This is a genomic window from Streptomyces sp. RK9 (assembly GCF_045070545.1).
GTDB classification, from domain to species: domain Bacteria; phylum Actinomycetota; class Actinomycetes; order Streptomycetales; family Streptomycetaceae; genus Streptomyces; species Streptomyces alboflavus.
The window spans coordinates 2,964,957-2,978,005 of record NZ_CP173704.1; the positions used below are offsets into that span (position 1 = coordinate 2,964,957).

At 70.3% G+C, this 13,049-nt stretch carries 10 protein-coding genes and 5 tRNA genes; 13 read left to right on the forward strand and 2 right to left on the reverse strand.

The genetic code is table 11. From position 1 onward, the window contains the following. Positions 1-5: 5 nt before the first annotated feature. The gene (locus AB6L24_RS33410; protein WP_405661621.1) at positions 6-4,061 is read right to left on the reverse strand and encodes a nitrate- and nitrite sensing domain-containing protein; all 4,056 of its coding nucleotides are present in this window, start codon (positions 4,059-4,061) and stop codon (positions 6-8) included. Between the two features lie 574 nt (positions 4,062-4,635). On the opposite strand from AB6L24_RS33410, the gene AB6L24_RS33415 reads away from it, so the two are divergent. The 9 genes from AB6L24_RS33415 to AB6L24_RS33455 all read left to right on the forward strand — a co-directional run bounded on the left by AB6L24_RS33415 (position 4,636) and on the right by AB6L24_RS33455 (position 8,557). Then, complete coding sequence (locus AB6L24_RS33415) at positions 4,636-4,809, forward strand: hypothetical protein (RefSeq protein ID WP_405661623.1); 174 nt, start codon at positions 4,636-4,638, stop codon at positions 4,807-4,809. A gap of 68 nt (positions 4,810-4,877) precedes the next feature. Next, positions 4,878-5,675 (forward strand): fumarylacetoacetate hydrolase family protein, encoded by a 798-nt coding sequence (locus tag AB6L24_RS33420; RefSeq protein WP_405661625.1) that lies wholly within the window; start codon positions 4,878-4,880, stop codon positions 5,673-5,675. Beyond that, on the forward strand, positions 5,668-7,140 hold the full coding sequence (gene gltX / locus AB6L24_RS33425; RefSeq protein WP_405661627.1) for a glutamate--tRNA ligase: 1,473 nt from the start codon (positions 5,668-5,670) through the stop codon (positions 7,138-7,140). The genes AB6L24_RS33420 and gltX overlap by 8 nt, the downstream gene beginning before the upstream one ends. A gap of 73 nt (positions 7,141-7,213) precedes the next feature. Further along, a complete protein-coding gene (locus AB6L24_RS33430) occupies positions 7,214-7,957 on the forward strand; it encodes an HAD family hydrolase (RefSeq protein ID WP_405661630.1) in 744 nt (247 codons plus the stop codon). An 88-nt stretch (positions 7,958-8,045) separates the two neighbouring features. After that, positions 8,046-8,117: transfer RNA gene (locus AB6L24_RS33435), tRNA-Gln, on the forward strand. A gap of 41 nt (positions 8,118-8,158) precedes the next feature. Further along, positions 8,159-8,231 (forward strand) — tRNA-Glu (locus tag AB6L24_RS33440). Positions 8,232-8,293: 62 nt separating this feature from the next. Further along, positions 8,294-8,366 (forward strand) — tRNA-Glu (locus tag AB6L24_RS33445). Between the two features lie 24 nt (positions 8,367-8,390). Further along, positions 8,391-8,462 (forward strand) — tRNA-Gln (locus AB6L24_RS33450). Positions 8,463-8,484: 22 nt separating this feature from the next. After that, positions 8,485-8,557, forward strand: a tRNA-Glu gene (locus AB6L24_RS33455). Between the two features lie 136 nt (positions 8,558-8,693). On the opposite strand, the gene ndgR is transcribed toward AB6L24_RS33455, so the two are convergent. Beyond that, entirely contained in the window at positions 8,694-9,410 is a 717-nt protein-coding gene (gene ndgR, locus AB6L24_RS33460) for an IclR family transcriptional regulator NdgR (RefSeq protein ID WP_030361934.1), read from the reverse strand. Between the two features lie 188 nt (positions 9,411-9,598). Between ndgR and leuC the strand changes: the two genes are divergently transcribed. From leuC to AB6L24_RS33480, 4 genes are all read left to right on the forward strand, one after another. Beyond that, positions 9,599-11,023: a 3-isopropylmalate dehydratase large subunit gene (gene leuC / locus AB6L24_RS33465; protein ID WP_405661632.1), complete on the forward strand. Its 1,425-nt coding sequence runs from the start codon at positions 9,599-9,601 to the stop codon at positions 11,021-11,023. A gap of 6 nt (positions 11,024-11,029) precedes the next feature. Further along, a complete protein-coding gene (leuD, locus tag AB6L24_RS33470; RefSeq protein WP_405661635.1) occupies positions 11,030-11,626 on the forward strand; it encodes a 3-isopropylmalate dehydratase small subunit in 597 nt (198 codons plus the stop codon). Positions 11,627-11,909: 283 nt separating this feature from the next. Further along, positions 11,910-12,146, forward strand: a complete 237-nt coding sequence (locus AB6L24_RS33475) for a hypothetical protein (protein ID WP_030361937.1) — start codon at positions 11,910-11,912, stop codon at positions 12,144-12,146. Between the two features lie 190 nt (positions 12,147-12,336). Continuing rightward, on the forward strand, positions 12,337-13,017 hold the full coding sequence (locus AB6L24_RS33480) for an HU family DNA-binding protein (RefSeq protein ID WP_030361938.1): 681 nt from the start codon (positions 12,337-12,339) through the stop codon (positions 13,015-13,017). Positions 13,018-13,049: the final 32 nt, after the last annotated feature.

Consider the following 13,049-nt stretch of genomic DNA (forward strand, 5'->3'; position numbering starts at 1 on the left):
CTCAACTAACGCTCCTGCTGGTGAGTGGGGAAACTGCCGGTCTGGCCGGTACCGGCCTGGCGACCCTGCTGAATGCCCCGACGGAGATTGGTCAGCCGGCCGCGCACGTCGTCGGGCGCACGGGAGACCTGCGGTCCCGCGCTCTCCTGAGCCTGCTGTGCGGTGCCCGCCACGAGGTTCGCCCGTGGCACCCGGCGCGGCAGCCCGGAAGTGGTGACGCCGCCCGCGGAGGGCTGCCGGACGCGCTCGGCCTGGCGACCGAGTTCGTCGTTCGGCGATGTACGCCAAGCGGTGTTGCTGGTGTTGCCGGTGGTGCTGCTCGTGTTGCCGTTGCCCGCGGTCGGAGCCCCGGCCGGGGCCGGGGAGCCGCCGGGACGCTGGGGCAGCGGGGGCGTGCCGAGGCCACCCGCGCGGCCCTGGTCGGGCGCCGGACGCTGCGGCTGCTCGCGCTGCGGAAGCGGCTGCTGCGCGGGACCGGCGTCGGGACGGCGGACCGGCTCCGGGCGGTGCCCGGGCTCGGCGCCGTTGCCGCGCTGCGGGGCCTGCGGCTGCTGGTTGCGGCGCGGCTGCGGGCGCTGCGGCAGGCCCGGGTGGCGCTGCTCGGACTGCCGGTCGCGCTCGGCCTGCTGCTGCGCCTGCTGGGCCTGGGCCTGCTGCGCCTGCGCCTGACGCTCTTCCTGCGCCTGGCGCTCCTGCTCGGCCTGCTCCTGGGCCTGCTGCGAGAACCAGTTGGTCTCCAGCGTGTCGTACAGCGGCGTGCGGCCGTCCAGCGGTCCGGACGCGGGCGGCAGGGCCTCCGGCTCGGACTGCTGCGGGGCCTGCGGGGCCTCGGGCAACTGGGCCTGCGGGCGCTGCGGGGCGGGCGGCTGGGCGCCCTGGGGCTGCTGCGGGGCGCCCTGGCGGTCGCCGCGCTGTCCCTCGCCCGGACCCTGGCCGCGGCGCGGCGCGGGCGGACGCGGCACGGAGAACTCGCCGGTGCCGTGCGGGGTCTGGCCGCCCTGACCGCTCTGGCCGCCCTGCGGGGCACCCTGGGCGGGGCCGCCGAAGACGTCGGAGCGCACGAACTCGCCGGTGTTCTGGCCGCCCTGACCGGCGCCGTTCTGGCCGGACGACTGGCCCGGGGGCGGGCCGTCGAAGTCGGGGCGGTCGAACTGCGCGGTGGAGCCGGGGCCCTGGCGGTCGTCGAGGCCCGCGGGGACCGCGAACTGGCCGGTGGACTCGGGCTCCTCGTGGCCGCGGGGGGCGTCGAACGGCTCGCGGGAGACCTGCGGCTGCGCGTTCTCGTCGCTCCAACTGGGCGTACGGGGCTGAGGGTTGCCGCCCGGCAGCTCGGCGCGCGGGGCGTTGCCGCGCTGACCGGAGCCCGGCCGCGGCGGCAGTTGCGGCCGCCGGCCCTGCTCGCCGGCGCCGGGGTCGTTCGTACGCTGCTGGGGCACCGGAGGCTGCGCCATGCCGGCACCGGGGCGGCTGCCCTGGGAGAAGCCGCTCCGGCCGCCCTGCGGGGTCTGGGGGCTCTGCGGCAGCTGCGGCGCCTGCGGACGCTGGGCGCCGCCGGGGCCGTTCGGCGCCGAGGGACCGGCGAGGCCGGCGGGACCGTTCGCACCGGCACCCCCGCCGGGCCCGGACGCACCGGCCCCCGCGAGACCGCCCGGCGCCACCGGGGACCCGGCCGACGGACCCTGGTTGCCGCCGCGTGCGGGCAGTGCCGCGCGCGGTCCGGGACCGGAGGGCACCTGGCCGCGCTGCGCACTCGCGCCGGGGCCGACCTGGCCACGGGCGCGTGCGGCACCGCCGAGACCGGCCGCCACGCCACCGCCACGCCGGGCGGCGGCGGCACCCGCGGCCGCCTGGGCCGCGGCGGGACCGCCGGTCGGTGCGGGCCCGCCCGCCTTGCTCGGGACCTTCTTGCCGCCCTGGGCGACATCGACGGGCAGCATGACCAGCGCGGTCGTACCACCGGAGTCGGAGGGGCGCAGCTGGATGCGGATGCCGTGGCGCTGCGAGAGGCGGCCGACCACGAACAGACCCATGCGGCGGGAGACGGAGACGTCCACGGTGGGCGGCGAGGCGAGCCGCTCGTTGATCGCGGCGAGGTCCTCGGGGGAGAGGCCGATGCCGGTGTCGTGGATCTCGATGAGCACGCGGCCGTCGGGCAGCGCGTGACCGGTCACCTTGACCTTGGTCTGCGGCGAGGAGAACGAGGTCGCGTTCTCGAGCAGCTCGGCGAGGAGGTGCACGAGGTCGTTGACGACGCGGCCCGCGACCTCGGTCGAGGGCACCGCGGACAGCTCGATGCGCTCGTACTGCTCCACCTCGGACGCGGCGGCGCGCAGCACGTCGACGAGGGGGACGGGACGGGTCCAGCGACGGCCCGGCTCCTCACCGGCGAGGACGAGGAGGTTCTCGCCGTTACGGCGCATGCGGGTCGCGAGGTGGTCGAGCTTGAACAGCGAGGACAGCTGGTCCGGGTCGGCCTCGCGGGACTCCAGCTCGGAGATGAGCGAGAGCTGGCGCTGGATGAGGCCCTGGGAGCGGCGCGAGAGGTTGGTGAACATCGCGTTGACGTTGCCCCGCAGGAGGGCCTGCTCGGCGGCGAGGCGGACGGCCTCACGGTGCACGTCGTCGAAGGCCGCGGCCACCTGGCCGATCTCGTCCCGGGAGTGCACACCGACCGACTCCACGGACGTGTCGACGTCCTGCGGGTCGGACTCGGAGAGCTGCTTGACCAGCTCGGGCAGGCGGTCCTGGGCGACCTTGGTGGCGGTGTCCTGGAGCCGGCGAAGGGAGCGGATCATGGACCGGGCCACGACGAAGGCGCCGACGAGCGAGACGCCGAGGACGAGCAGGATGAGCGCACCGTTGAGGATCGCCTGCTGCTCGGACTCGTTCCTGAGCGAACGGGCCTTCTGCTCCATCTCGTCGAGCAGCGTCAGCTCGATCTTGGACATCTCCGAGATCTTGGTGGAGTCGGCGTCCACCCAGTCCTTGTAGGAGCGCTTGCCGCGGAGCTTGATGCCGCCCTCCTGCTCCAGGACGCGCTTGGCGTAGGAGTTGGCGGCCTGGATGGCGGAGTTGCCCTCGCTGATGGGCTTGAGGAGCTTCTCGCGGTCACCGGTGTAGATCCGGTTGAAGGACTGGAGCTCCGAGCCCTCCTTGTCCAGGGCGGAGAAGGCGTAGCGGCGGTCGGTCTCGGAGAGCTTGCCGAACTCGCGGTTGTTCGCGGGCAGGGCGGCCGCGATGATGGCGCGCTGCACGGACGCGTACTCCTTGGCGGAGGAGAACGCGGACAGCGCGCGGGTGCGCTGGATCATGTCCGGGTTGCTGGTCGCCTGCGCCATGTCCTGGGAGAGCTTCAGGAGCTGCTCGATGAGCTGGCTGTAGGCGTCGACCGTCTGCGAGAAGGACTTGTCGTCGGCGTACGCGTTGCGGCGCACCTCGTTGATCTTCTGCAGCTGCCGGGTGATCTGGATCGTGCTCTGGCGGACGCCGAGCAGACCCTTGTCGTTGTCGCTGTCCTCCAGCTGCTGGGTGCCGCGCAGGAAGGTGCGGTACGCGCGGTCCGTCTTGACCCGGGTGCCCTTGACGGCGAAGTCCGAGTCCTTCGCGCCGTGCGCGAGGGGGCCCGCCGACTGGTCGCGCTCCTCCTGGAGCGCGGCGGCCAGGTCGGTGGCCTGCTTCGTCATGTCGGTCAGCAGCTTCATGTTGTCGAGCTGCTCGATCTCGTCGAGGGACGAGTTGATACGCAGCGCGCCCAGCGAGGTCGCGGCGATGACGGGGAGCGCGAGGAGCGAGACCAGACGGGTGGAGATGCGCCAGTTGCGCAGGGCTATTCGCGGGCCGGGACCCGGGGGTGTCTTGGATCCCTTCGGCAGGGCTCCGCCCGCGGCGGGCCCGGAAGCGCCCGTGCCGCCGTCACCGGACTGCACCTGTCCGGCGTTCTGGGCGTGCTGGGCCGAGGAGCCGCGGTCACTTCCGCCGCGCTCCGGCTCCGCCGAAGCATCCCCTCGGCCGCGACCGGCCTGGGGAGACCCCTTGCCATCCCTCTTGAAACGTCCCTGCACTAGCGTCGCAACCTCTGGACCAGGCGTCCTGCCGCGTGGACGGCGGGACGGTGTCGGCGTCTCGGGGCGCCAGGCACCCCTTGGTGGTCGTGAGACCGGCGCTGCTCTCCCCCTTCCCGCCGCCACTCGGCGCTGCGTTGCGCCCCTGTGCGCCGGTTCGATCCCGCGGCGGTCCCGGGAATTCCAGCACAGTGCAGGATCTCCAACAAGGCCCGTGGGTCAGCCCATGAACTCCGTGACACCACGTGATTGGCGCGTTACGAGACGTAGAAAGTGAAGTCTCCCATAACGGACTTTTCCATACGAGAACGCCGGGCGCAGCAGGTGTCCCAGTCTTCATGATCAGGAGCGGAATGGGCGCTTCAGGCGGGCAATGTCCGTTTTCAATGGTTGGACCGCGAGCCGGAATTGACCCTTTTGCCCACTACTAAGTGAGCAAACTCACATGAAGATCATGGCCTCTTCTGGACTTTGGTCGGGAATTGCATGTTTAGCCTGACGCTTTACAGGGATGGCGAAACCGACAACCGGCGTCCACCGAGCGACGCCCCAACCGACAGGGTCGAAACGGCAGATGAAGTCCACGTTGATGTTCCGCAACATAGCCAACCCGCGCCGCACCACCCTCGCGCACCTCAAGGACGCCGACGAGGTGCAGGCCGCGACGGAGCAGCCGGAGCACACCGCGGAACTGCCGGCCCAGACGGCCAACCCCAAGCGCACCACCCTCATGGACGTGCCGCAGTAACAAAGAGGACAGCGGCGAAGCCCCATAGACTCGACGCGTCACACTCCACCCACACGCAAGGGGCCCCGTTGCGCATCGCCAGATTCTCCATCGACGGCAATGTCGCCTTCGGCGCGGTCGAGGGCGAAGCTCCCCCCGGGAGCACCGAGGGGCTCGTCCTCGACATCATCAAAGGCATCCCGTTCGCCGACTTCGAGCTCTCCGGCACGAAGGTCCCGCTGAACAAGGTGCGCCTGCTCCCGCCGGTCCTTCCCAACAAGATCGTGGGCATCGGCCGCAACTACGCGGACCACGCCAAGGAACTCGGCAACGAGATCCCCGACACCCCGGTCGCCTTCTTCAAGCCGTCCACCTCCGTGTGCGGCCCCGGCGACCCCGTCGAGTACCCCTCGTTCTCGCAGGAAGTGCACTACGAGGCCGAGCTGGCCGTGGTCATCGGCCGGATGTGCCGCGAGGTGCCGCGCGAGCGCGTCGCCGACGTCATCCTCGGCTACACCTGCGCCAACGACGTCACCGCGCGGGACATCCAGCAGCGCGAGAACCAGTGGTCGCGGGCCAAGGGCTTCGACACCTCCTGCCCGCTCGGCCCCTGGGTGGAGACCGGCATGGACCTGGCCCGCGCCGCCGACCTGACCGTGCAGTGCACGGTCAACGGCGAACAGCGCCAGCTGGGCCGCACCGCGGACATGATCCGTCCCATCGAGGACCTCATCGTCCACATCACCGAGGCCATGACGCTGCTCCCCGGCGACGTGATCCTCACGGGCACCCCGGCAGGGGTCGGCCCCCTCAACGTCGGCGACGAGGTCGCCGTCACCATCGAAGGCATCGGCACTCTCACCAACAAGGTGATCAAGCGTGGCTAACGCGGTACGCGTACGTTTCTGTCCATCGCCGACCGGCAACCCCCACGTGGGCCTGGTCCGCACCGCCCTGTTCAACTGGGCCTACGCCCGGCACAACGAGGGCACCCTGGTCTTCCGCATCGAGGACACCGACGCGGCCCGTGACTCCGAGGAGTCCTACGAGCAGCTGCTCGACTCGATGCGCTGGCTGGGCTTCGACTGGGACGAGGGCCCCGAGATCGGCGGCCCGCACGCGCCGTACCGGCAGTCGCAGCGCATGGACATCTACCGCGACATCGCGGCCAAGCTCCTCGACGGCGGCTACGCCTACCCCTGCTACTGCACCACCGAGGAGCTGGACGTCCGCCGCGAGGCGGCCCGCGCCGCCGGCAAGCCGTCGGGCTACGACGGCCACTGCCGCGACCTCTCCGCCGAGCAGAAGCAGGCGTACGAGGCCGAGGGCCGCAGCCACATCGTGCGTTTCCGGATGCCCGACGAGGCCACCACCTTCACCGACCTGGTGCGCGGCGAGATCACCGTCCAGGCCGAGAACGTCACCGACTACGGCATCGTGCGCGCCAACGGCGCCCCGCTGTACACGCTGGTCAACCCGGTCGACGACGCCCTGATGGAGATCACCCACGTGCTGCGCGGCGAGGACCTGCTGTCCTCGACGCCGCGCCAGATCGCCCTCTACAAGGCGCTGATCGACCTGGGCGTCGCCAAGGCGATCCCCGAGTTCGGCCACCTCCCGTACGTGATGGGCGAGGGCAACAAGAAGCTCTCCAAGCGCGACCCGCAGGCGTCCCTGAACCTGTACCGCGAGCGCGGCTTCCTGCCCGAGGGCCTGCTGAACTACCTGTCCCTCCTCGGCTGGTCGTTCTCCGCCGACCAGGACGTCTTCTCGATCCCCGACATGGTCGCGAAGTTCGACCTCGCGGACGTGAACGCCAACCCGGCCCGCTTCGACCTGAAGAAGGCCGAGGCGATCAACGCCGACCACATCCGGATGCTGGACGTGAAGGCCTTCGCCGAGGCCTGCGCCCCCTGGCTCAAGGCCCCGCACGCGCCCTGGGCGCCGGACGCCTTCGACCAGGAGAAGTGGGACGCGATCGCGCCGCACGCCCAGACCCGCATCAAGGTCCTCTCCGAGATCACGGACAACGTCGACTTCCTGTTCCTGCCGGAGCCGGTCTTCGACGAGGCGTCCTGGACGAAGGCGATGAAGGAGGGCAGCGACGCCCTGCTCCGCACGGCCCGCGAGAAGCTGGACGCGGCCGACTGGACCTCGGCGGAGTCCCTCAAGGAGGCCGTCCTCGCCGCCGGTGAGGCGCACGGCCTGAAGCTCGGCAAGGCGCAGGCCCCGGTCCGCGTCGCCGTCACCGGCCGCACGATCGGCCTGCCGCTCTTCGAGTCCCTGGAGATCCTGGGCAAGGACAAGGCACTGGCCCGCGTGGACGCGGCCCTGGCGAAGCTCGCCGCGTAACCGCACGGGTACGTCACACGGGAAGGGCCCGGAAGCCGACACGGCTCCCGGGCCCTTCCCGTACGTTCACAGCATGACGATCACGCGCGGCACGACCATCAAGGCCGTCGTCTGGGACATCGACGACACGATCTTCGACTACGCGCACGCCGACACCGAGGGCATACGCGCCCACCTCGTCGCCGAGGACCTCCTGGCCGGGTACGGGACCGCCGAGGACGCCCTCGCGCTGTGGAAGCGGACCACCGAGCGCCACTGGGCCCGCTTCGGCGCGGGCGAGGTGGACTTCGAGACGCAGCGCCGCGACCGCGTGCGTGACTTCGTGGGCGCGGCGCTCGACGACGCCGAGGCCGACGCCTGGTTCGCCCGCTACCGCGCGCACTACGAGGCCGCCTGGACCCTCTTCCCGGACACCCTGCCGACCCTGGACGCCCTCACCGACCGCTACCGGCACGCGGTCCTGTCCAACTCCGCCCACGTCGTGCAGGACCACAAGCTCCGCACCCTCGGCGTGCGCGACCGCTTCGAGGCCGTCCTGTGCGCCGCCGACCTGGGCGTTTCCAAGCCCGCGGCGGAGGCGTTCCACGCCGTGTGCGCGGAGCTCGGCCTCGCTCCCGGGGAGATCGCCTATGTCGGGGACCAGCCGGAGATCGACGCCCGCGGCGCCCGTGACGCGGGTCTGCTCGGCATCTGGCTCGACCGCAACGGCTCGGCCCAGGAAGGCCCGTCGGGCGTCCACCGCATCGCCGGCCTCGCCGAGCTGCCCGCGCTGTTGCTGGCCGATACCCGTTTTGGAGCGCCGTCCACCTTCGGGTAATGTTCTTCCTGCGCCGCCCGAGAGGGCCGAAAGGTCCGGCCCGGGAAGCGCAAGTCAAACAAAGCCCCCGTCGGGGGTTGCGCTTTGATGGCCTATGGTGTAATTGGCAGCACGACGGTTTCTGGTTCCGTTAGTCTAGGTTCGAGTCCTGGTAGGCCAGCTCGCAGAGCTCATCTGCAACCGCGGATCACGATCCGCAAAGCCCCCGTTGTGTAGCGGCCTAGCACGCTGCCCTCTCAAGGCAGTAGCGCCGGTTCGAATCCGGTCGGGGGTACAGATCCTTCCCGTGAGGACAGTTCGGGTCGCACCCACTGACTTCAATGCAGGATCGCTAGGGCCCCCGTTGTGTAGCGGCCTAGCACGCCGCCCTCTCAAGGCGGTAGCGCCGGTTCGAATCCGGTCGGGGGTACTGTGGTCTGGTATAGACCACCTATGGGCTATGGTGTAATTGGCAACACGAAGGTTTCTGGTTCCTTTGTTCTAGGTTCGAGTCCTGGTAGCCCAGCGCAGTACAGCAGCACCAGCTAGCCCCCGTTGTGTAGCGGCCTAGCACGCCGCCCTCTCAAGGCGGTAGCGCCGGTTCGAATCCGGTCGGGGGTACAGCGAAGAAGAAGCCCTTCCCGGTCGGGGAGGGCTTCTTCTTGTGTGCGCGGGTGCGCGGACATACGACACCCCCCAACTCCCGCCCGCCGCTGCGGCGTTGGAGTCGCGGGCCGGAGATGAGGGGTGGGACGTCTCAGCTGGTGCGGCGCAGCGCCTCGGACAGACGGCCGGCCGCGTCGATGACGGCCTGGGCGTGCATCCGGCCCGGGTGCCGCGTCAGACGCTCGATCGGCCCGGAGACCGAGACGGCCGCCACCACCCGGTTCGAAGGACCGCGCACCGGCGCCGACACCGACGCCACCCCCGGCTCCCGCTCACCGATCGACTGCGCCCAGCCCCGGCGGCGCACACCCGACAGAGCCGTCGCCGTGAACCGCGCCCCCTGCAGGCCCCGGTGCAGTCGCTCCGGCTCCTCCCAGGCCATCAGGATCTGCGCCGACGAACCCGCCTTCATCGTGAGCGTCGAACCGACCGGAACCGTGTCCCGAAGACCCGAGAGACGCTCCGCCGCGGCCACGCAGATCCGCATGTCGCCCTGGCGGCGATACAGCTGCGCGCTCTCGCCCGTCACGTCCCGCAGATGCGTGAGCACCGGGCCGGCCGTCGCGAGCAGCCGGTCCTCGCCCGCCGCCGCGGCCAGCTCGGCCAGGCGCGGGCCCAGGATGAAACGGCCCTGCATGTCCCGCGCCACCATCCGGTGGTGTTCCAGAGCCACGGCCAGGCGATGGGCCGTGGGTCGTGCGAGCCCGGTGGCCGCGACCAACCCGGCAAGGGTGGCGGGACCGGACTCCAGGGCGCTCAGGACAAGGGCTGCCTTGTCGAGAACGCCTACGCCGCTAGAGTTGTCCATGCAACGATACTCGCGTCTCACTCTGTGAAACGCAAGTTCAAAAAATCCGGGAACCCGCCACTCTGTAGGAGCGGTCCGCAGACCAACGGATTCGCAGCCGTCGTCCGGCACGCAGTCACGAGGGGTACGGCGTCGGCGAACCGATTCTCTAGTTGGGCCGGCGCACGACGCCGGTCGGAGGGAAAGCGATGGGTAGGACTCTCGCGGAGAAGGTCTGGGACGACCACGTCGTCCGGCGCGCCGAAGGCGAGCCCGACCTCCTCTTCATCGATCTGCACCTGCTGCACGAGGTGACCAGCCCGCAGGCGTTCGACGGCCTCCGGCAGGCCGGGCGCCAGGTGCGGCGCCTCGATCTCACCATCGCCACCGAGGACCACAACACCCCGACCCTCGACATCGACAAGCCGATCGCCGACCCCGTGTCGCGCGCCCAGCTGGAGACCCTGCGCAAGAACTGCGCCGAGTTCGGCGTCCGGCTGCACCCGCTCGGCGACGTCGAGCAGGGCGTCGTCCACGTGGTGGGACCGCAGCTGGGACTGACCCAGCCCGGCACCACGGTGGTCTGCGGCGACTCCCACACCTCCACGCACGGCGCCTTCGGCGCGCTGGCCTTCGGCATCGGCACCTCCCAGGTCGAGCACGTCCTCGCGACCCAGACACTGCCGCTGGCCCGCCCGAAGACCATGGCCATCACCATCGACGGCGAACTGCCCGACGGCGTGACCGCCAAGGACCTGATCCTCGCCATCATCGCCCGGATCGGCACCGGCGGCGGCCAGGGCTACATCCTGGAGTACCGCGGCCCGGCCATCGAGAAGCTCTCGATGGAGGCCCGCATGACCATCTGCAACATGTCCATCGAGGCCGGCGCCCGCGCGGGCATGATCGCCCCCGACGAGACGACCTTCGCGTACATCAAGGACCGCGTCCACGCCCCGCAGGGCGCGGACTGGGACGAGGCCGTCGCGTACTGGAAGACGCTGCGCACCGACGACGACGCCGTCTTCGACGCCGAGGTCTACATCGACGCCGCCGAGCTCTCGCCGTTCGTCACCTGGGGCACCAACCCGGGCCAGGGTCTGCCCCTGTCGGGACACGTCCCCGACCCGGCTTCGTACGAAGACGCTTCGGAGCGGCTCGCCGCCGAAAAGGCCCTGGAGTACATGGGGTTGAGCGCCGGACAGCGGCTGCGGGACATCAAGGTGGACACCGTCTTCGTAGGCTCCTGCACCAACGGCCGTATCGAAGACCTCCGATCGGCCGCCGCCGTCCTCGGCGGGCGCAAAGTCGCCGACGGCGTACGGATGCTGGTCGTGCCGGGCTCGGTGCGGGTCGCCCTGCAGGCGGTCGAGGAGGGCCTGGACAAGGTGTTCACCGCGGCCGGCGCCGAATGGCGGCACGCGGGTTGCTCGATGTGCCTGGGCATGAACCCCGACCAACTCGCCCCCGGCGAGCGCTCCGCGTCCACGTCCAACCGCAACTTCGAGGGCCGCCAGGGCAAGGGCGGACGCACCCACCTGGTGTCGCCGCAGGTCGCCGCCGCCACCGCGGTCACCGGCCACCTGGCGTCGCCCGCCGACCTCGCCGACGCCCCCACGACCGCCGGAGTCTGATCAGCCATGGAAGCCTTCACCACCCACACCGGCCGGGCCGTGCCGCTGCGCCGCAGCAACGTCGACACCGACCAGATCATCCCCGCCCACTGGCTGAAGAAGGTCACCAGGGACGGGTTCGAGGACGGGCTCTTCGAGGCCTGGCGCAAGGACGCCGACTTCGTGCTCAACAAGCAGGAGCGACAGGGCGCCACGGTCCTGGTCGCCGGGCCCGACTTCGGCACCGGATCCTCCCGCGAGCACGCCGTCTGGGCGCTGCAGAACTACGGCTTCAAGGCCGTCATCTCGTCCCGCTTCGCCGACATCTTCCGTGGGAACTCGCTCAAGAACGGCCTGCTCACGGTGGTTCTGGAGCAGTCGACCGTGGACGAGCTGTGGGCCCTGACGGAGGCAGAACCGACCGTCGAGATCACCGTCGACCTGCACGAACGCCAGGTCCGCGCCCCCGGCGTCACCGCCTCCTTCGAGCTGGACGAGAACGCCCGCTGGCGGCTCCTGAACGGCCTGGACGACATCAGCATCACCCTCCAGAACGAGCAGGACATCGCCGTCTACGAGTCCCGGCGCCCCGCGCACAAGCCGCGCACCGTGCAGGCCGTCTGACCCGCTTCCCCCGGGCGGCCCAGCGCGCCTTCGCGAGTTGCCCGGGAGTGCCCCGGCACCCGATGTACCCCCAATCGTGGACGGTTGGGGGTACATCTGTGTCCGGCCCCCGTATGCCCCCCGATGACCTGAACGGGTGGTCTCAACTGCCTTGATCTGAAGGGAAGAAGAGGCCGGAAATCCACTTGCACCCCGAGGTTGCGGTTATCCTCAGATGGGCGCCGGAGGAGGGTAGTTACCCCCTGCGGAGGCGACAACTCGCCCCAGATGGCACAATCGGTGCATGGGACGCGACGACCAACTCGAGCTCTACGGACTCGTGGCGGACCAGTTGAAGGAAGCGCACTCCCGAGTGCGCGCACTGCAAGTCCCGGAGGGCGTACGGATGGCGCTGACCCGGAAGCTGCTGGTCATTACGGCCGCGGCCAAACACGATCTCGCCGATGCGGCAAGGCGTCTGGAGCGGTTGATGGCGTACCTCGACGACGGCGACGAGGGCCGAATCCCTGAAGACGACTGAGTGGCAGGCCTGAACGGGCCTGCTGGGCCGCGACGGGCCTCAACGGACCTTCGAGGAACTCCTCGAGAGCCCAGGTCGTTGCGGCACAAGGGTGATTAGCCCGTTTCGTGTTTGATTTGCGGTATATATCTGCCTAACGTGCGAAAAAGCCTGGCACATTCGCTCAGGCAATGTCTCCGAAGGGGAAGACGTGAACAAGGCGCAGCTCGTAGAAGCGATTGCCGACAAGGTCGGTGGCCGTCAGCAGGCCGCCGACGCCGTGGACGCGGTTCTGGACGCCATCGTCCGTGCCGTCGTCAGTGGAGACCGTGTTTCGGTCACCGGCTTCGGCTCGTTCGAGAAGGTCGACCGCCCGGCTCGGTACGCCCGCAACCCGCAGACCGGGGAGCGCGTTCGGGTCAAGAAGACCTCGGTGCCGCGCTTCCGCGCGGGCCAGGGCTTCAAGGACCTGGTGAGCGGCTCGAAGAAGCTCCCGAAGAACGACGTGGCGGTCAAGAAGGCGCCCAAGGGCAGCCTTTCGGGCGGCACCAAGACCACCGCCAAGGCGGCCACCAAGAAGGCCACCGCCAAGAAGGCCACGGCGAAGAAGACGACGGCGAAGAAGACCACCGCCGCCAAGAAGGCCACCACCGCCAAGAAGGCGACGACGGCCAAGAAGGCCACCACCGCCAAGAAGGCGGCGAAGACGGCCACGGCCAAGAAGACCACGGCCAAGAAGACGGCCAAGGCCGCCACGGCGAAGAAGACCACCGCCAAGAAGGCCGCCGCCAAGAAGGCGCCCGCCAAGAAGGCCACGGCCAAGAAGGCGCCCGCCAAGAAGTCCACGGCGCGCAAGACCACCGCCAAGAAGGCCACCGCCCGCAAGAAGTAAGGGCAGAGGGCACTCACGCGCCGGGCCGGGCT